This is a genomic window from Microbacterium wangyouchuni, assembly GCF_051546305.1.
In the GTDB taxonomy this organism is placed as follows: domain Bacteria; phylum Actinomycetota; class Actinomycetes; order Actinomycetales; family Microbacteriaceae; genus Microbacterium.
Genome location: NZ_JBPTMA010000002.1, coordinates 446,901 through 466,094, shown reverse-complemented (window position 1 = coordinate 466,094; position 19,194 = coordinate 446,901). Strand labels below are relative to the sequence as shown.

Genomic DNA, 19,194 nt, shown 5'->3' with positions numbered 1-19,194 from the left:
AGAATCATGCTGAAAAAACTGGCTGTCATCAGCCTGACCGCTGGCGCGCTGGTGCTTTGTGCACCCGCTGTCGCCTCTGCTGCGCCGACCGAGGTCGCGCCGTTCGCATCCGGATCGTACGTCGATCCTCCAGGCGTCGCCGTTGACTCTCCGGTCATCGACGTGTGCGAGGTTTCGACGGTCGTGTTCGGTTCGGGGTATTTCGCTGACGGCGAGCAGGTCGCGATCGGGGTGTCCGGCTTTAACGCTGCTGCGGCTTCCTACTCGGGCAACGTCGCGAACGCGGACGGTGGAATGGTGCTTTCATTCCGGCCACCGGCAGATGGTCACGGCTCGTATGCACTGGCCTTCGATGGAACGCGCTCGTATACGGCGTTGATCACAGTTTCGCAGGGGCATGACGCCGCTGTGAGCTGCGATCACGACCCTCAGGTCGCAGCATCCGGCACGGAACTGCCGCTGACTGGGGGCGGCACGGAACTGCCGCTAACTGGGGGCGGCATGGAGCTCGCTCTCACCGGCGGCGGAGCATCGCCGTGGATTCTCGCCGGAGGCGCTGCCGCGCTTGCTGCGGGAACTGCGCTCACTGTGGCGGGCATCGCACGCCGCAAGCGCGCCTAGGTCAACCGCTCTCCGCGGTGGTCGCTCGCCGGGCGGCGGCGGTCCCTCCCCCTCCGACTGTCGTCGTCCGGTGCAGTCCGGTACGCACCGGAAGGCCCGCTGTTGGACACCACAGACGTGGGGTGTCCAGCAGCGGGCCATTGGTGTGCCGGCTTACGGCTCCGGTGTCGGAGTCGGTGTCGGCGGATGCAGCGTCTGCTGGACGAGGTCGCGAATGTAGGGATAGTCGGGGTTGAACTCGTCGACGCCGTGCTTCGGCACGAGTTCGATCGACGTGACTTCCTGATCCTTCGCTTTCACCATCAGGTCGAAGAACTCCGAGAGCTTGTCCCTCGGCAGATCGGTGTCGACAAGAACGGTTCCGGCGGCTGCGATCTCGTTGAATCGCGTGAGGATATTCTGCGGCGTGAACTGATTGAGCATCGCCACCTGCAGCTCCCGCTGACGCTCCATCCGATCCCAGTCGTCGGTCGTGTAGCGCGAACGCGCGTACCACTGGGCGGTATCACCGTTCATGAGCTGCTGGCCGGGCTCGATCCAGCCAATCGCCCATTCGTTGACGTCGTTGCCGGTCCAGCCCTCGGGCGGTCCGCCCTTGGGAAGACGCTTGGTGACATTGATCTCTACACCGCCGAGCGCGTCGATCATGTTCGCGAACCCGTTCATGTCGATGAAGATGTAGTACGGAATCTCGATTCCGAGGATTCCCTCGGCGGCGTCCTTGGTCGCCTCGATCCCCGGTGCCGATCCGTGGGCGGCAGCGTCAGGGTAGAGCCCCGTTCCCTCGTCATCGCGACAGACCTCGGCCGCATAGCGGACGTGGTTCATCCACCCGTTCCAGCCGCAGGTCGAAGATTCTTGGCCATGGAAACCGTCCGGATACAGCGCATGCATCGGGCTGCCCTCGCTGAACGGCGCATGCGGGAGTTCGCGCGGGATGCCGACGATCGTGACCGCTCCGGTTGTGGCGTTCACGGAAACCACGGAGAGGCTGTCGAAGCGCATAGAGTCGCGACCATCACCGCTGTCGGCGCCCAGCAGCAGAATGTTGTAATACCCGTTACTGGGCTCAACGCTCGGCCCGCTCTGCGCGAAGATGTCGTTGATCGCGCCACGGCTGGAACCGGCGAGAGTGGCCGCATATCCGGCACCACCGCCGAGCAGTCCCACCATGATGAACGCGGTGATCGGAATCATAAAGCGAGAGATCGGCGGTACTTTCACCAGCCGCACCAGCCGCACCGTATCGATGGTGAGCACAACCCACAGCAGCGCATAAGCGATCAGAAGTACCTGCAGCGCGGTCAGGACGAACCAGTTCGTGGCGACGGTGATCAGCGCTGAGCGCCAGAAGATCGCCGCTACCACGGCAAGCACGATGAGAAACCAGCTCCACAGCGTGGCGGCCAGTCCGATGCGCCCGAGTTTGCGGTTGCCGCCGGCGAGAATCTGCGCGGATCCCGGTACCAACACGTTCACCGCGATCAGCCACCAGCCCCGTCGCCCCATGAAGGCGGCATCGGACGCATCCGGATTGCGGAGCGGGCGCGTCTCGATCAGCGGATGCCCGGAACGACCCATCGCGCGTGGCGCGGCGAGTGTCACAGGGAGTCCTTCAGCCGTTCGTTCTTCTCGGCCACCTGAGCTTCGAGCGTGCGGGCATAGTCTTCGACGCGATCGGCGATCCGAGCATCCGATGCCCCGAGAATGCGCGCGGCGAGAATGCCCGCATTGCGCGCGCCGCCGATAGACACCGTGGCGACTGGGATGCCCGCGGGCATCTGCACGATCGACAGCAGCGAGTCCATCCCGTCGAGGTAGGCCAGCGGAACCGGAACACCCACGACGGGAAGGGGCGTCATCGACGCCAGCATGCCGGGGAGATGGGCGGCGCCGCCAGCGCCGGCGATGATCACCCGGATGCCGCGACCACGCGCCTCGCGCGCATACTGCATGAGTTTGTCGGGTGTGCGGTGTGCGGACACGACCTCAACCTCGTGGGCGATGCCGAACTCGGTCAGCGCCTGTGAAGCGTCGCTCATTATCCGCCAGTCGGAGTCAGACCCCATCACGACGCCGACAACGGGTACAGCGGAGGAGTGCAGTGGCTCAGTCACTCCCCCAGGCTACGGTCTGGTTCCCCAGGATCCCCTGAACAACGCGCCCTCTACCCGTTGCGAGTGGGTAGTTGTGGCTCCTCGTGACGCGAAAATCGAGCCACAATTGCCCACTCGCAAGCTGGTGAGTGGGGGTGGGGGTGGGGGTGTGGGTGTGGGTGGGTGGGGTTAGGCGAAGTGGGTGGCGGCGGCACGAGCCGTGTAGACGGCGTCGTCGAGGTCGTCGCCGGTCGTGTTCACGTGTCCGACCTTGCGACCGGGACGGGCGGCCTTGCCGTAGATGTGGATCTTCGCGTCCGGATGCTCCGTCATGGCCGCATCAAAGCAGTCCTCGAAGGCGCCTTGAGCTGGTCCACCGAGAATGTTCACCATCACAGACCAGTCAGCGCGTGGCGTCGGGTCTCCGAGCGGCAGATCGGCTACGGCGCGCAGATGCTGCTCGAATTGCCCGGTCACGGCGCCGTCTTGGCTCCAGTGCCCGCTGTTGTGCGGCCGCATCGCCAGCTCGTTGACGAGAATGCGCTCGTCGTCGGTCTCGAAAAGTTCAACGGCGAGCATACCGGTGACGCCCAGGCCCTCTGCGATCTGCCGTCCGATGCTCTCTGCCATCTGAGACAGCCGCTCGCCAGCGCCCGGTGCGGGAGCAAACACCTCGGCGCAGACGCCGTCTCGCTGCACGGTTTCCACCACGGGATATGCGACCATCTGTCCGCTCGGACGCCGAGCGATCTGCTGCGCGAGTTCGCGACTGAACGACACCAGCTCTTCCACGAGCAGGGCATCTCCGCTGTCGAGGAACCAGTCGGCGGCCTCGTCCGCGTTACGCACCACGCGCACGCCCTTGCCGTCGTAACCACCACGCGGAGTCTTCACCACGGCTTTGCCGCCGTGATCATCGATGAACGCCTGCAACGCTGCGCTGTCAGACACCGCGGCCCAATCCGGCTGCGGCACCCCCAGTTCGGCCAGCTTCTCACGCATGACGAGCTTGTCCTGGGCGAACTGCAACGCATCGGGCCCCGGGTGCACGGCAACGCCATCGTCGACGAGTGCCCGCAGCACGGTTTGCGGTACGTGCTCGTGGTCGAAGGTGACGACATCGACCGTGCTGGCGAAAGCACGCACCGTCTCAAGATCGCGGTAGTCCCCCACCGCGGAGGCGGCAAGCTGCGCGGACATGCCCTCGGCTTCGGCGAGAACGCGAATGTCGAGGCCGAGTTCGACCGCGGGAGCGATCATCATTCGAGCCAGCTGTCCGCCGCCGATCACGCCAACACGCAGGGTCATTGAGTCTCCGTTCGTCAGTTCCCATTGTTCCGCATGCAGACCAGGCTGCGCACCAGATGATGCGGACAGGTGCTACCGCGCGGAGTCCGGATCGGACATCGCCTGAGCATCGCGATGCGCCAGGATCTGGTTGACCTCGATCTGGTCAGCGAGTGCCTCGTGCACGAGGGTGACATTGGGAATGTTTGCCAGGCGCAGCGGTGTGTCGACGCCGTTTGACAGTGTGATGGTGCCCGCGCCCCACATGCGCTGCAGGATGCCACGACGCACCCCGATCGTGTACCCGCGCACGTGCGACATCTCTCGACGCTGACGCGCACCGATACCGTGGCTGACGATCACCCGCCGGGTAGTGACGGTGTACTGACGCGAGGCCCAGATCACGTAGGGAATCAGAACGCCCACGATGATCAGCGCTCCCGCAACGGCGAACAGCATCCAGTTCTCGAATCCGTCCGGCAAATTCTCAAAGAAGTAGGCGGTTGCGCCGAACACGGCGATCAGCAGAATCGCCGACCAGAACAGTCGCCGGGCGTGACCGCGGAAGCGGACGATGAGCAGCTCTTCAGCCGGCGCGCCGGGCGGTGGCATCAGGGGCCTACCGCCGAGAGTCACTGGTTGAGTCATGCATCCATTGTGCCCGTGACCGCCGACATCGTGTGTCGGCAGTCGGCGTGTCCGATCGCGTGTCCGATTCGATGCATTCAGCTCAAGCGCGCGTGCACCACGTCGCCCGCGGCAATCAGGTGCTCGACACCGTCGGCCACGATCACGAGGCGACCATCAGACGCCAGACGCGTTGCCTTCCCCTGCAGCACATCGCCGCCCGGCAGCAGGACATCCACTGCCCGACCGATCGTGAGACAGCGCTCAGTCGCAGCTTTATGCAGACCGCTCAGCTCGGCGTCATCGGCCGCGACGAGCGCGCGCAGCAACTCCCCCAGATGACGCACGAAATCAGCCGCCAGCAGATCCTCATCAACGCTCGCCCCCAGCACGGCGAACGACGTCGCTGTCGGCACCGGCAGTTGTTCAGCGGTCATCCTGGTGTTGATGCCCGCACCGACGATGACCGCGGTCCCGGTTGACTCGGCCAGAATGCCGCAGATCTTCTGCCCCTCCACGAGCACGTCGTTGGGCCACTTCACGCCGACCGTGTGTGTCGCCAGCTGCGCGGTCACCGCATCCGCCATCGCGACGCCCGCAGCCAGCGGAATCCAGCCGAGCGTCTCGGCCGATACCGGCAGATCCCGCAGCAGCACCGAGATCGCCAACGCCGCATTCGGCGGAGCAATCCAGGTGCGATCGAGTCGCCCGCGGCCCGCCGTCTGGTTCATGGTCAGCAGCACGGAAAGGTGCGGCCAGCCCGACGCTTCCGACGCGTGCTCGCGCATGTCGTGGTTCGTCGATGCCGATTGCTCGAGCATCTCGAACCGTCCGGAAGCAGCTTCGGTACGCGGATAGTCCATGGCAGCAACTCTAGAGCTCAGCCGTTGAGCTCCTCTTCTTTGGCTTCTTCGTCATCGTCGTCCTCGTCAGCGGCGGCCGCGCCGATCTCTGCGCGGAGATATTCGTCCAACTCCGCCATCAGCCGCTCAACCGCGGCATGGAACTTCGCCGTCGCGACCCCCTGCGTGGTGTCGCCGAAATAGTGCTGCACCCAGGTGCGCAGACGGTTCATCGCCACCTCATCGGAGCCGACTCGCTGAACCTCTGCGACGATGTCGGCCGCGGCATCCGCCGTCAGCCATTCGCACTGAGCGAGATACCCACTCGTGTCGACCGTTGCGCGCTCGTCAACAGGGCGGGTGACCAGCAGCGGTTTTCCGGTCGCTAGGCGATCGTAGATCATGGCCGAGATGTCGAGGATCGCGACGTCGGCAGCGGCGAGCTGCCAGCCGAGATCCGGCCCGTCGTCGTACAGATGATGGGCAGACGGATCCTTCCCATTCGCCGCGGCAATGGCCGCGATAATCCGCTCGTTCGCGGCTTTATAGGCAGCATCGTTCACGCCGGTACGCGGATGCGGGCGGTAGATCAGACGGTGCTCCCCCGTGCGCAGCAGCTCAGCGACCAAGCGTTCTCCGTGGGTGATCACCGAGCCGTAGCTCATCGATGCGCGATCCCCTTCCCAGGTGGGCGCATACAACACGACCTGGCGGTCATCGCTCGGATACGGAGTCTGAGCGAGGTAGTAGTCGGCCTGCGGGCGCCCGATCCTGATGGTCCTGTTGTCGACGTCGTAGCCCCACAGCGTGCGCGAGAGACGATCATGCGCTGCCTGGCCCGCGATCAGCGCGTAATCGTACGCCTTGAACTGGTTGCTGACCATGTAGACCTTGTCGGACTCGCCATGGTTGATGAACACGTGCCAGCGCCGACCGTAGCGGAACATCTGGAAGTTGCGAGTGTTCTGGTTCACGTAAAACACCAACCTGATGTCCTGCGTGGCGATGTAACGCTCGAGGTCACGGATCTTCGGCACGAAGGCGACCGGCAGCTTCCCATCGTCGATGAGTGCCTGCGCGCCCAGCGGCGAGCGCGCCAAGACGACGACCGGCCAGCGACGAGCGATATCCGCCAGCGGCTGATACCACTGCCGGATCTGGTACATGTTCACATCGGTATCGGCGAAATAGACCGCGATCTGAAACGTGGCGGGGTTATGGTGTTCCAGCATCCGGCGCACCCGTCGTGCCGCCGATCGGGTGTTCAGTGCGCGTTTCAGCAGGCGAAATGCTTTACGCCCGTCATAGACAAAGCCCATCCGACGACGATAGGAGCGCATCCTTAGCCGAAGCTGAGACAGGAGGAATGCAGCGCGCTTCACGCGCCGATTTCTTCTTCTTTCTCTTCCTCGTCGTCATCGTCCTCGTCGACCGTGACCACACCGATCTCGGCCTGGTGCCACTGATCCCACTTCTGCATGAGCTGCTCAATGGCGCCGTGGAACTTTTCGGTCGCGACTCCTGCGGACGTATCTCCGAAGTAGTGCTGAACCCACATCCGCAGCTTCAGGATCGCTTCTTCATCGGCTCGCACGCGTTCGACTTCCGCGACGATGTCGGCTGCGGCATCCACCGTCAGCCATTCGCAATCGGAAAGGTAACCGGCCGTATCGATCGATGCACGCACATCCAGCGGGCGGGTGATCATGAGTGGTTTCCCGGCTGCGAGCCGGTCGTAGACCATCGCCGAGATATCGACGATCGCTACGTCTGCGGCAGCGAGCTGCCAGCCGAGCTCGGGACCGTCGTCGTGCACGTGATGCGCCCGCGGATCACGGGCATTAGCGGCCGCAATCGCTGCGATGATGCGGCGGTGCGCCGCACCATAGGCGGCGTCGACCACTCCGCTGCGCGGGTGCGGGCGGTAGATCACGCGATGCGATCCGGTTGACAACAGAGCGTTCACGAGTGTTTCGCCGTGACTGGCGATGGAACCGTAGTACGCGCTCGGGCGGTCGCCCTCCCACGTGGGCGCATACAGCACCGCGGTGCGCTCATCCGGCGTGTAGGGAAGCACTCCTGAGTAGTGATCTGCCTGGGGACGGCCGATCTCGATCGTGCGACGGTCGATGTCGAAGTCCCAGAGAGTGCGCGACAGTCGATCACGAGCAGCTTGACCGGCAACCAACGCATAGTCGTACGCCTTGTACTGGTTCGTGGTCATGTACATCTTGTCGGACTCGCCGTGGTTGATGAACACATGCCAGCGCCGGCCGTAGCGGAACATCTGGAAGTTGCGCATGTTCTGATTCACATACAGCACGATGCGAATGTCCTGTTTGCGGATGAACCGCTCCAGGTCACGCACGGTCGGCACGAATGCCACCGGCGGCGCGTCCTCTTCGAGCAGCTTCTCGGCGCCTGTGGCGTTGCGGGCCAAGACGACGACGGGCCATTTCTGCGCGAGCTGAGCCAGCGGGCGGTACCACTGACGCATCTGGTACATGTTCACCGCGCCATCGGCGAAGTAGACCGCGATTTTGAAATGACCTGCCGGATGCCGCGGGCGCGACGCGAGGGTACGACGAACGCGCTGCACGGCGGACCGCGACGCTAGCGCCTTTCGCAGCAGGCGAAAGGACTTCTGAAGATCTCTTACAGCACCCACATGTCCAGCCTACGCAGGCATGGTGGGGTCTCCGTGACATGATCGGGGGGTGGTAGAGAACGATTCGGCAACACCTGTGACCGGTGTGTCGTTTGTCATGCCGGTCCTGAACGAGCGCAGTTACCTCGAACATGCCGTCAGATCTGTGCTGAGCCAGGATCTGGAGGGCCCGACCGAACTCGTTTTGGCGCTCGGTCCGTCAACCGATGGCACAACAGCGCTCGCGCAGCGACTGGCCGAGTCAGACGATCGCATCCGTTTGGTCGATAACGCCGCGGCGCACATTCCCGTTGGGCTCAACGCAGCGATCAGGGCGAGCAGATATTCGACGATCGTGCGGGTGGATGCCCATTCCGAGCTGTCCCCCGGGTACGCCCGCGAGGCGCTCGCGACGCTGGAGCGCACGGGAGCAGCGAATGTCGGCGGTGTCATGCGTGCGGACGGGCGCACCCCGTTCCAGAAATCGGTGGCGCGCGCCTACAACTCCGCCGTCGGCCTGGGCGGTGGCGCCTATCACGGCACCGCACACGAGGGCGAAGCGGAATCCGCTTATCTTGGCGTCATGCGTCGCTCGGTACTCGACGAGGTGGGACTCTTTGACGAGTCGATCCGCCGCGGTGAGGACTGGGAGCTGAACCTGCGCATTCGCCAGGCCGGCCATAAAGTGTGGCTCGACCCGAAGCTCTCGGTAACCTACTGGCCGCGCGAAAGCTGGTGGCGCCTGGCTCGCCAGTTCCGGGCGACCGGTGCGTGGCGTGGTGAGCTCGTGCGTCGCTTCGGCCGCAGCAACGGACTGCGGTTCTTCGCGCCTCCGGCGCTGGTACTGAACGTTGCACTGGCGTTGGTCGTCGCAGTGCTGCAGCTCACCGGCGTTGTGTCCGGCATCCTGTCGTTGCTGGCATCCATCGTCTATCTTCCGCTGGCTCTGTACGTGCTGCTGGTACTCGCCATGGCGCTGCGCCCTGGCGGCGAGCGCAGTCTGCGCGAGCGCATCTGGACTCTCGCTGTGCTTCCGACGATGCACCTCTCCTGGGGCATCGGTTTTCTCACCGGTGTGCTGCGCGGCGCGCGTGACACGGTGGATGCATCGCGCCTCGGCACGCAGAACACCCCTCTGCCCTAGCGCCGCCCAGTGACCGGCCCAGCCGCGCGACGCGCGGTCAGGCCGTGATGTAGCCGAGGTCGAGCATGCGGGAGACGACACGCTCGGCGGCACGACCATCGTCGCGGGTGTTGAACTGCTTCTGCCAGGCGCGATAGCGCTCGGCGAAACGTCCCGGCACCGTGTCGTCCTTGAGCGCATCGACGAGTTCGTCCTGCGTCGTCACCAGCGGACCCGGCGCCCGCTCGGCGAGTTCGAAGTAGAAGCCACGCAGTTCACCGCGGTAGTGCTCCAGGTCAGGGACCATGAAGTACATCGGCTTACCGGTAACGCTGTAGTCGAACATCACCGATGAGTAGTCGGTGATGAGCGCGTCTGCCGCAAGGAGTAGTTGTGCCGTCTCCGGGTACCCGGTCACATCGATCACGCGCGCGCCGGCCTGATCGCGCCCCGGGCGCAGTGTCCGCGAATGCCCGCGCACCAGCACAACAGAATCCGTCTGCTCGGCCAGACGCTGCAGATCAATGAAGTCCACGATCTCAGAACGATCGTCGCGCCATGTCGGCGCGTACAGCAGCACGTGCTCGTCCGCGCCGATGCCGAGCGCCGCCCGCATGTCTGCGCCATCGGAGGTCACGAGCATGTCGTTTCGCGGGTACCCGTCAGTCCAGACCGGCTTGCCGAAAAACGCATATGCCTTCTTGAGAATGCGCTCGGAATAGGTGTTCTGCGCGAGCAGCACATCCCATCGACGAGACTCCTTGACAATTGCGGCCATCCGGCGCGGTGCGAACCCGGGGCGATGAAGCGCCAGCCGTTTGAGGGGCGTACCGTGCCAGGTCTGCAGGACCCGCTGGCCCTCTTTACGCGCGAACCGTCGCCGCAGCCAGTCGTTGACCACGAGTAGACGCGCAGCCCCGCGGGCCCGCCACCATTCGGGGCTACCTTCGACCACCGCGACCGCGCCTTCAGGTACAGCGACCGAGAGGTCTACGACGCTCCAGTACCGAGTCACACCCGGTGCTCGCCTCGCGATCTCACGATCAATTCCGCGCGGATTGCAGCCGACGCTCTGACCGTAGAAGCTCTCGAAGAAAATCGCGTTCTCATCGCCACCGGGCTGAGCGACGTATCGCTCTTCCAGCTCGCGTTGACCCTCGGGCGTCTGGTGGAACGGGTCGAGCGGGGCGGCGATATCGACATGCGCGCCGTACTGCGCGACCCGCAGCCTCGTCAGCACCTGCGGACTGATCGCGAGCTCATCAAGATCGGCGCCGTCGACGTGCAACACATAGTCTCCGGTGGGAAGCGGCAGCTCTGCCCCGCCCCAACGCGACGCCCGTAACGGGAACGTCGCCTTCCAGGTCTTGCCACCACCGGTGACCTTTGCCGTGACGCACGCACGAGCCCCCTCGAGGGTCGCCGTGGCCGGCTTCGGCCCCGTGCCGGCGATGACCAGACTCTCGGTCTGTTCATCGATGCGGGCGGTGGTCATCGTGCTCCTTTCGGCGCGGGGATCCCCCGCGCGCGGATTACTTCGTACACGCGACGGGTGTTTTCTCCATCGCGATACGCATGTACCTGTGCGCTGAGCGTACTGGATTGTTCGGACCGCTCCGTGAACACGCCTGGATCGCTCAGCAGCGCTTCCAAACGATCGCGCAGTTCGGTCCAGGTCGTCGCAGCGTCGGCCCCGGCCACATCCTCGTAGCGGCCGTAGAACCCGCGGGTGCGAGCATACTGGGCGGCATCGGGAGCCAGGTAGAGCACCGGCATCGCGAGCAGGCCGACGTCGTACGCCAAGGACGAGTAGTCGGTGATGAGCACGTCGATAGCCGGGAGCGCCGGGGTGACATCCGCGAGCACGTCGGAGCCGAGCATCCGCACCCGGCCGCTGGGAAGCGGCGGTTGATACGCGCCCGCGCCGAGTGGATGCGATCGCACGAAGAGCACGGTGTTCTGGCTCTCCAACACGGCGATGAGGCGCACCCATTCGTCAGCGGATGGCACTGCCGGATCTGCTGCACCGTCTCGCCAGGTCGGCGCATACAGCGCCGTCCGCGCTCCCTTCGGGAGTGCGCCGGCCGCTTCTGTCAGCAGGGCAGACGCCGTCGACCGCCGCTCGTGCGCATCGCCGGCCGAGAGCACATCGGCGCGCGGCTCGCCGGTGACGACGACACGGTCGTCTCCCAGCGCGAACGCCGATTCCAGTCGTCCGCGCGAGCGATCGGATGCCGCGGGCAGAACACGAATGCGCTGAGCGGCGCCCCGGTACAGCACACCGATGAGTCGACGCAGCAGCGCCGCCCCCGGAACATTCGGGACCTGGGTCGTCGCAGGTGAATCGAGTCCGATGCGCTTGAGCGGAATCCCGTGCCACAGCTGCACGACGAACCCGCCCGCCACGGCGTATCTGTTCACATCGCCGAGACCGTGCGTGACCACGAGGACTCCTGCCCGTGCGGTCTCCCACCAGCCACGCAGCGACGACTTCACAACCGTGCGGATCCCCAGGCGAGCGGCATCCGCACGCTCACGATCGCTCGAAGTCAGCCACACGGCACGATGACCCTCCGCGCTCGCGGTCCGCCACAGAGCCAGGGCACCGTCGCCGATGCCGGCACCGCAGCCGAACACCCAACGGTCTCCACGTGGCACCAGAAGCGTGCCTATGCGCCCGACGGCATACAACGGAATGCGTAAGAGCTTCGCGACATTGCCGGAGCCGAAAGAGAAGGACGCCACCCCGCGAGCCTATCGCGGGATGGCGTCCTTCTCTGAGAATTTGGCGGCTGTTCTGAGCCTCTGAGCACGCTCAGAGCACGAGCTCTCCGAGCGTCACATCCGCCTCGAACGACTTGCCGTTACGGACGTAGCTGACGGTCGCCTCACTGCCAGCCGCCGCACCACGCACCTGCGCGGTCAGATCAGTGGCACCGCTGACCGGGAAGCCGTTGAACTTCGTGACGATGTCGCCCTTCTTCAGGCCGGCCGCCGCAGCCCCGCCGTCGGGCGAGACGTCAACGATATAGGCACCCGCAACGTCCGCGTCCTCGACAGAGGACGCATCCTGCACGGTCGCACCCAGCAGACCGTGCGTGGCCGCGCCGTTCTCGATGATCTCGTCGGCCACGCGCTGTGCAATGTTCGACGGTATGGCGAAGCCGACACCGATCGATCCGGCTTCGCCGCCAGACCCGCCGGCTGTGGCGATCGCGACGTTGATGCCGATGAGCTTGCCCTCGCTGTCGACCAGGGCACCACCGGAGTTTCCGGGGTTGATCGCGGCATCGGTCTGGATCACCGAGATCGAGATGTTCTGCGTCGCTCCGCGCTGCGTCGTACCGGGCAGATCGAATTGGAACGGGCTGTCCTGGCCGGACTCTTCTTCCGGGGCATCCTGATCCGCCGATTCAGGCAGTGCCGACGACGCGATCTGGATGCTGCGGTTCAACGCGCTGACGATACCGGTGGTGACCGAGTTCGACAGCCCGAGCGGTGCCCCCACCGCAACGGCAGTGGAGCCGACGTTGATTTCGGACGAATCAGTGAAAGCGATCGGAGACAGGTCTTCAGCATCCTCGAGCTTGATCACCGCGAGATCGTAGATCGGGTCGGTACCGACGATCGACGCGTCGTACAGGTGTCCGTCTGAGGTCGTGACGCGGATTGCGGCATCTCCGGACGCACCGCCCAAGGTCACAACGTGGGTGTTGGTCAGCACGTAACCGTCCTCGCTGAGGATGACGCCCGATCCGCTGCCGGACTCGCTCTGACCGGCCGCTTCGATCGTGACGACCGATGGCAGCACCTTCGTGGCAATCGCTGTGGTCTCGTTGACCGATCCGGGGTTGTTCACGGTGATGCTCTCCGGGCCGCTCGCCGCAGTCCCGGCCGGTTGCGCCCACAGCGTGTTGCCGAGGTAACTCGTGCCCAGCCCCGCTGCGCCACCGACGAGCGAGGCCGCCACGATGAGGGCTGCGACCTTGCCAGCGCCGAACGACTTCTTCTGCGGCGCAGCATTGTTCTCGATCGGCGCGATCGGGACGGTGCTTTCGTGGCCGGTGCCATACGGGTAGGCCGCAGTCGGAATGCCGAAGGCTGCGCCCTGCGGATTCGACGACGGCATCGACGACATCGTCGGCTGCGCGTACGGCGCGATCGGCGACGTGAAAGCGGTGGGGATCTCGTGTCCGGAGCCCGTGTTGCCCGGTACCTGCGGCGCAGGCTGCTCGGGCGACGTGGACTCGTTGGGAATGTTGTCTTCGTTCATAGTCTGCTCCTTCAACAACGCCTTCTCAGAGTGCCGCGTGTACCTGTGCGTTCGTTATGGTCGCGATGAGTGTCCGCTATGGCCTTAGCCTGGGTTACATGAGTGCTATTGCTGGCGCCTGGCGGCGCACTGCGGCTGGAGCCGGTCTGCTTTCCCCCGATGGCGTCGTTGCGCCCACCATCTTCGCAGAGATGTCTGCGGCAGCGGTGAGAACCGGTTCGATCAACCTCGGTCAGGGCTTTCCGGATGAGGACGGTCCTGCCGAAGTTCTGGAAGCCGCACGCGCCGCCATTTCTGCCGGCGTCAATCAGTACCCGCCCGGCCGCGGCTTTCCCGACCTCCTGGCAGCGATCAGCGAGCACCAGCATCGGTTCTACGGGCTCGAGATCGACCCGGCAACCGAGGTGATCGTGACCGCGGGGGCGACAGAAGCACTGACGGCAACACTGCTGGCGCTGATTGATTCGCCGGACGACGAGGTCGTCGTCTTCGAACCGTATTACGACTCCTATGCCGCGGCTGTGGCCCTCGCCGGGGCCCGGCTGCGCACCGTTCCGCTGCGCCGAGGCGACTTTCAGCCGGATCTCGAGGTGCTGGCGGCATCCGTCACCGACCGCACCCGCATCATTCTCGTCAACGACCCGCACAATCCGACCGGTACGGTGTTCACTCCCGAGGTGAAGGCCGAGGTGATCCGCCTCGCGCATCAGCATGACGCGATCATCGTGACCGATGAGGTGTACGAGCATCTGGTTTTCGGCGCTCCGCATGTACCGCTGGTGACGCTTCCCGGCGCTGCCGAGCGGACGCTCACGATCTCTTCTGCCGGCAAGACCTTCTCGGCGACGGGGTGGAAGATCGGCTGGGTGCACGGGCCGGCCGACCTGATCACCGCAGTGCTGACGGTCAAGCAGTATCTGACATACGCGAACGGATCCGCATTCCAGCCGGCGATCGCGGTGGGTCTGCGGTTGCCTGATTCTTTCTTCTCGGATGCCGTCGCCGCTCTCGCCCGCAAACACGAGATCCTCGGCGCAGGGCTGCGCAGCGCCGGCTTCGAGGTGTTCGCCCCTCAGGGCGGCTATTTCACCGTCGCGGATGCCACCGCCCTCGGCGGTGCAGACACTGCGGCATTCTGCCGGGCTATGCCGGAGAAGTCCGGAGTCGTCGCTATTCCGATGAGCGCGTTCGTCAGCACCGAGCACCAGGGCGACTATGCCGGCCTCGTCCGTTTCGCGGCCTGCAAACGGGTCGAGGTGCTCGAAGAAGCGGCAGCCCGACTGGCGGCCGCGGAGTTCTGAGCTCCTCAGTCTCACTCAGCGGGGTGCGACCTCAGCGGGGTGCGACGGTGTAACGACGCAGCCTCAAGGCTGGGTTGATCTCGCGCACCCGGACGATGGTCTGCTGCTCGAGGTGGGCGGTCGCGATGCCCTCCGCACTACCGACCCCGGCGATCACAACGCCCAGCGGGTCGATGATCTGCGAGTGCCCGACGCCGATCGGGGCCGGGTGATCCGCGGCGACGACATACACGGTGTTCTCGATTGCGCGCGCTGCGAGCAGCGTGGTCCAGTGGTGCTCTTTCAGCGGTCCTCGCACCCATTCGGCGGGCACCACGATGACGTCCGCCCCGGCATCCACCAGCGTGCGCGCGACCTCAGGGAATCGCAGGTCGTAGCAGGTCATCATCGCTATGCGGAGGCCGTCGATATCGAGCGTCTGCGGCTCGGTGATCTCACCAGCTTCGATCCAGTCCGACTCGGTCTGTCCGAAGGCGTCGTAGAGGTGCTGCTTGCGGTACACGGCTCTGAGACCTGTCGCGTCGACCGCGACAAGTGCATTGCGTACGCGCTCCCCCGCTGATTCCACGAGTCCCGCGATGATCGTGATGCCGTGCACGGATGCTGTCGCCTGCAGATGCCGGACGAACTCACCATCGAGAGCTTCCGCGTTCGCGGAGAACGAGTCATCCATCGGGTCGTTGAAATAGCTGGCGTACTCCGGAAAGACCACCAGGCGCGCGCCTCGGCTCGCGGCATCCGCCGTCAGCGCCGCAATGCGCTCACGATTGTCTGCGCGCGAGGCAGTGGGACTGAACTGACACACGGAAACGGCGACTGCGGAAATCTCAGACATGCCCCCATCTTCGCGTACCCGGCGGCGGCGAGCGAGGCAGAAAACGCGTGCTAAGCTATAAGACGTGCCGCGGGGTGGAGCAGTTCGGTAGCTCGCCGGGCTCATAACCCGGAGGTCGTAGGTTCAAATCCTGCCCCCGCAACGAGAACGCGACACACAAAAGGCTCCTGATCAGGGATTTATCCCAGATCAGGAGCCTTTTGCTTTGCCTCGAACATGCTCCCGGCTCCGCCGACACCCCCGCTGTCGAGCCCGATTGGTCTTCACCCTGAACGTCACGTAAACTGTTCAACGTGCCGCGGGGTGGAGCAGTTCGGTAGCTCGCCGGGCTCATAACCCGGAGGTCGTAGGTTCAAATCCTGCCCCCGCAACCAACGCGACACGAAGGCCCCTGATCGGGAGTAATCCAGATCAGGGGCCTTCTGCTTTCCACGGGGGAAGTGACCGCGCCGGCATACAGCCGGCAGGGGAAGAAGAAAGTCCCGACGGAAACCGAAGTTTCAGTCGGGACTTTCTTCTGTTTGCAGCCCGCGGGGGCTACTCGGCTGCTTCGAGCTCCAGCAGCGTGGTGATCGCGGCGGTGAGGCGCTTGTCTGCCTCGGCGAACTCGGTGAGGTCGCCGGACTTCAAAGCTGCGTCACGGTCTGCGAGAGCCTGCTTCGCATCCGCGAGCGCCTCTTCACGAGCGTCGCCACTAACGGGCTCCTCGCCACCCTCAGCGGGCGGCTCCTCGCCACCCTCTGCAGGAGGCGTCGTGCCTTCATCTGGCGGCGTAGTGCCGCCATCCGGGTCAGCCGGCTCCACTTCTTCATCGCCAGCGCTCGCACCGGAGTCGCCGCCGAAGATCTCATCGAGAGCCGCAGTGAGCGTGTCTTCGAACGCGATGCTGTCGCCGAACGTGACCAGCACCTTCTGCAGCAGCGGCAACTGCGTGCCAGCCGCCTCAGACGACTGCACGTACACCGGCTGCACGTAGAGCAGACCACCACCGACAGGAAGGGTCAGCAGGTTTCCGTACTTCACCTGCGACTCACCCTGCTGCAGCAGGTTCAGCTCTCGCACGACATCCGGATCGGAGTTGAACGTGTTCTGCACCTGACCGGGGCCCGGCACCGTCGTATCGGCATCGATCTCCAGCATCCGGAGCTGGCCGTAACCTTCTGCCTTCTCCCCCGCAGTCGCTCCGGCATCCGAATCGACCGCCAGGTAGCCCATCAGCACGTTACGACTGGTCGTCCCCTGAGCGGATGCCGGGATGAACGTCGAGAACATCGAGAAGCGCGGCGAATCCTGGCCGGGCATCTGCATCGACAGGTAGTACGGCGGCTGCAGCTGGTTGGCGTTACGCGGGTCATTGGGCGTCTGCCAACGGTTGTCCTGCTGGGCGAAGGAGCCCGCAGTATCGACGTGGTAGACCTCGAGGATCTCGCGCTGCACCTTGAACAGGTCGGTCGGGTACCGCACGTGGCTCATCAAATCAGCTGACATCTCGCTGATGGGCTGCACCGTCGAGGGGTACACCTTCTGCCAGGCCTTGAGAATCGGGTCTTCGTCATCCCAGGCGTACAGCGTCACCGAGCCGTCGTAGGCGTCGACCGTGGCCTTGACCGAGTTACGGATGTAGTTGATGTCGTCGAGCGCGAACGTCTGCGCCTGCGAGTTCGAATCGGCGATCGCATCCGACAGGCTGACGCTCGTCGAGTACGGGTACGTCGAGCTGGTCGTGTAGCCATCAACGATCCAGACGATCCGGCCATCGACGACGCTCGGGTACGGATCGCTGTCGAGCTCCAGGTACGGAGCAGCGCTCTGCACACGGTCGACCGGGTTGCGGTCGTAGAGGATCTGCGAATCGCTGTTGACCAGGTCGGAGAACAGGATCTCCGCCTCCTGGAACTTCAGCGCGAACAGTAGCTTGTTGAACGTGCTGCCCACTTCTGGACCGCCGTCACCCTCAAAGGTCGTCTTGGTCTCATTGGCGCCGTCTTCACCGCGCGGATAATCGATCTCGACGTGATCGGTGCCTTCCGGCGCTCCGACGATCGAGTACAGCGGCGAGTCCTCACCGAAGTACACGCGGGGCTCGAACTCTTCGCCCTTGCTCAGGAATCCAGAGGTCGGGATGCCGCGCTCAAGGAACACCGGCTCACCCTCGCTGGTGCGCTGGTTACCCGCGGCGACCACCAGGCCGTAGCCGTGGGTGTAGACCGCGGTGCGGTTGTTCCAGTTGTTGCTGTCGCCCAGACGGTCGACATCGAGCTCGCGCACGGCGACCACGGTGTCCTGTGTCTCACCGTCGATCTCGTAACGGTCGACGTCGAGGGTGTCCTTGAACTGGTAGTAGCCACGGAACTGCTCGAGCTGCTGCACCGTCGGGCTGATGATGCTCGGGTCGAGGATGCGGATGGATGCCGTGGTCTCAGCGTCCTCACGAAGCTGGCCGGCTTCGGCATCGATAGCAGCCTTGAACGGCGTGACCTCGAGGTCGGCGATGTCGTAGGCCGCTTTCGTGCCGTCGATGTTTCGCTGGTAGAACTCGGCCTGGAAGCTGTTCTGGTTCGGGCGCACCTGGAAGGTGTCGACAACCCACGGGTAGCCCATGCCCACGACGAGCGATGCGACGATCAGCAGGCCGGTGGCCACCAGCGGGAAGCGCCAGCGACCGATGATCGCGGTGACGAAGAAGAGGATTGCGACGAGGATCGCGAGAATCGCGAGAATCGCCATACCCGGGATCGTGGCGTTGACCGCCGTGTAGGCAGCTCCGGTGATGCGGTCCTCTTCAGCGACCAGGGTCTTGTACCGGTCGAGCCACAGGCTGGCTGCCTGAACGAGCAGATAGAGCCCGGCGAGGATCGCCAACTGGATGCGAGCGGGCTTGGAAATACGCAGCTCGCCCTGACCGATGCGCAGCGAACCGTAGAGGTACGACACCAGCGCGGTGATGATCAGGCTCAGCAGCACAACAGCCGAGACGAAGGCCAGCAGGATCGAGTAGAACGGCATCGCGAAGAGGTAGAAGCCGGTGTCCATGCCGAACTGCGGATCAGTGACACCAGTGCTGCCGCCGTTGATCCACAGCCATACCGTCTGCCAGTTACTCGATGCGGCAAAGCCGGCGAAGAGACCGAAGAAGATCGGCATGCCCCACATGGCCAGTCGGCGCAGCGGCTCGATGACCTCCTGGTACCGGTCCAGCTGCGAGCTCAACCGCACATATACCGGACGCAGACGATAGGCCAGCTGAATCACGACGAACAGCGGTACAGCCATCCCGAGGAAGCCCACCACGAACATCACCGCCGTGGCCAGCCACTGCGTCGTCAGCACGTTGGCGAACTGCAGCTGGTTGAACCAGAGGAAGTCCGTGTAGAGCGAGGCGAAGACGAAGAACGCAGCGATGATCGCCGCGATGATCACCAACGAAATGGTGAGTATTCGTCGAGAGGTACTGGGCGTGGCCGGATTCGGCGCCGAGGTCGTGGTCACCTATCCATCCTAAGTGCCCTCACGTATGTGTCGGCTGTGCTTACGGTGTCAGA

General features: G+C 64.6%; 15 protein-coding genes and 2 tRNA genes. 5 read left to right on the top strand and 12 right to left on the bottom strand.

The window, feature by feature from the left end; translation table 11 throughout:
- Window positions 1–6 precede the first annotated feature (6 nt).
- Entirely contained in the window at window positions 7–621 is a 615-nt protein-coding gene (locus tag ACSS7Z_RS05555) for a hypothetical protein (RefSeq protein WP_438253483.1), read from the top strand.
- 153 nt (window positions 622–774) lie between these two features.
- On the opposite strand, the gene ACSS7Z_RS05550 is transcribed toward ACSS7Z_RS05555, so the two are convergent.
- From ACSS7Z_RS05550 to ACSS7Z_RS05520, 7 genes are all read right to left on the bottom strand, one after another.
- A complete protein-coding gene (locus tag ACSS7Z_RS05550) occupies window positions 775–2,226 on the bottom strand; it encodes an LCP family protein (RefSeq protein ID WP_438253482.1) in 1,452 nt (483 codons plus the stop codon).
- On the bottom strand, window positions 2,223–2,690 hold the full coding sequence (gene purE / locus ACSS7Z_RS05545; protein ID WP_438253704.1) for a 5-(carboxyamino)imidazole ribonucleotide mutase: 468 nt from the start codon (window positions 2,688–2,690) through the stop codon (window positions 2,223–2,225). Before purE ends, ACSS7Z_RS05550 begins: the two co-directional genes overlap by 4 nt.
- Window positions 2,691–2,906: 216 nt before the next feature.
- Window positions 2,907–4,025 (bottom strand): 5-(carboxyamino)imidazole ribonucleotide synthase, encoded by a 1,119-nt coding sequence (locus ACSS7Z_RS05540; protein WP_438253481.1) that lies wholly within the window; start codon window positions 4,023–4,025, stop codon window positions 2,907–2,909.
- A 72-nt stretch (window positions 4,026–4,097) separates the two neighbouring features.
- The gene (locus tag ACSS7Z_RS05535) at window positions 4,098–4,652 is read right to left on the bottom strand and encodes a PH domain-containing protein (protein ID WP_438253480.1); all 555 of its coding nucleotides are present in this window, start codon (window positions 4,650–4,652) and stop codon (window positions 4,098–4,100) included.
- Between the two features lie 77 nt (window positions 4,653–4,729).
- Window positions 4,730–5,494: a biotin--[acetyl-CoA-carboxylase] ligase gene (locus tag ACSS7Z_RS05530; protein WP_438253479.1), complete on the bottom strand. Its 765-nt coding sequence runs from the start codon at window positions 5,492–5,494 to the stop codon at window positions 4,730–4,732.
- Between the two features lie 17 nt (window positions 5,495–5,511).
- Window positions 5,512–6,792 carry a CDP-glycerol glycerophosphotransferase family protein gene (locus tag ACSS7Z_RS05525; RefSeq protein WP_438253478.1) on the bottom strand — a complete coding sequence of 427 codons (1,281 nt, stop codon included), beginning with the start codon at window positions 6,790–6,792 and terminating at the stop codon, window positions 5,512–5,514.
- A 59-nt stretch (window positions 6,793–6,851) separates the two neighbouring features.
- The gene (locus ACSS7Z_RS05520; RefSeq protein WP_438253477.1) at window positions 6,852–8,141 is read right to left on the bottom strand and encodes a CDP-glycerol glycerophosphotransferase family protein; all 1,290 of its coding nucleotides are present in this window, start codon (window positions 8,139–8,141) and stop codon (window positions 6,852–6,854) included.
- A 49-nt stretch (window positions 8,142–8,190) separates the two neighbouring features.
- On the opposite strand from ACSS7Z_RS05520, the gene ACSS7Z_RS05515 reads away from it, so the two are divergent.
- Window positions 8,191–9,264: a glycosyltransferase family 2 protein gene (locus ACSS7Z_RS05515; protein WP_511261848.1), complete on the top strand. Its 1,074-nt coding sequence runs from the start codon at window positions 8,191–8,193 to the stop codon at window positions 9,262–9,264.
- Window positions 9,265–9,301: 37 nt separating this feature from the next.
- Here ACSS7Z_RS05515 and ACSS7Z_RS05510 read toward each other — a convergent pair whose 3' ends face one another.
- The 3 genes from ACSS7Z_RS05510 to ACSS7Z_RS05500 all read right to left on the bottom strand — a co-directional run bounded on the left by ACSS7Z_RS05510 (window position 9,302) and on the right by ACSS7Z_RS05500 (window position 13,516).
- Entirely contained in the window at window positions 9,302–10,738 is a 1,437-nt protein-coding gene (locus ACSS7Z_RS05510) for a CDP-glycerol glycerophosphotransferase family protein (RefSeq protein ID WP_438253476.1), read from the bottom strand.
- Entirely contained in the window at window positions 10,735–11,988 is a 1,254-nt protein-coding gene (locus ACSS7Z_RS05505) for a CDP-glycerol glycerophosphotransferase family protein (protein WP_438253475.1), read from the bottom strand. The genes ACSS7Z_RS05510 and ACSS7Z_RS05505 overlap by 4 nt, the downstream gene beginning before the upstream one ends.
- Before the next feature lie 70 nt (window positions 11,989–12,058).
- Complete coding sequence (locus ACSS7Z_RS05500; RefSeq protein WP_438253474.1) at window positions 12,059–13,516, bottom strand: S1C family serine protease; 1,458 nt, start codon at window positions 13,514–13,516, stop codon at window positions 12,059–12,061.
- A gap of 98 nt (window positions 13,517–13,614) precedes the next feature.
- Here ACSS7Z_RS05500 and ACSS7Z_RS05495 point away from each other — a divergent pair, with 98 nt between their 5' ends.
- A complete protein-coding gene (locus ACSS7Z_RS05495) occupies window positions 13,615–14,817 on the top strand; it encodes an aminotransferase class I/II-fold pyridoxal phosphate-dependent enzyme (RefSeq protein ID WP_438253473.1) in 1,203 nt (400 codons plus the stop codon).
- A gap of 31 nt (window positions 14,818–14,848) precedes the next feature.
- On the opposite strand, the gene ACSS7Z_RS05490 is transcribed toward ACSS7Z_RS05495, so the two are convergent.
- A complete protein-coding gene (locus tag ACSS7Z_RS05490) occupies window positions 14,849–15,652 on the bottom strand; it encodes a carbon-nitrogen hydrolase family protein (protein ID WP_438253472.1) in 804 nt (267 codons plus the stop codon).
- Between the two features lie 68 nt (window positions 15,653–15,720).
- Between ACSS7Z_RS05490 and ACSS7Z_RS05485 the strand changes: the two genes are divergently transcribed.
- Window positions 15,721–15,794: transfer RNA gene (locus ACSS7Z_RS05485), tRNA-Met, on the top strand.
- A gap of 155 nt (window positions 15,795–15,949) precedes the next feature.
- A tRNA-Met gene (locus ACSS7Z_RS05480) sits at window positions 15,950–16,026 on the top strand.
- Between the two features lie 163 nt (window positions 16,027–16,189).
- Here ACSS7Z_RS05480 and ACSS7Z_RS05475 read toward each other — a convergent pair.
- Window positions 16,190–19,141 (bottom strand): UPF0182 family membrane protein, encoded by a 2,952-nt coding sequence (locus ACSS7Z_RS05475; RefSeq protein WP_438253471.1) that lies wholly within the window; start codon window positions 19,139–19,141, stop codon window positions 16,190–16,192.
- Between the last annotated feature and the right edge of the window lie 53 nt (window positions 19,142–19,194).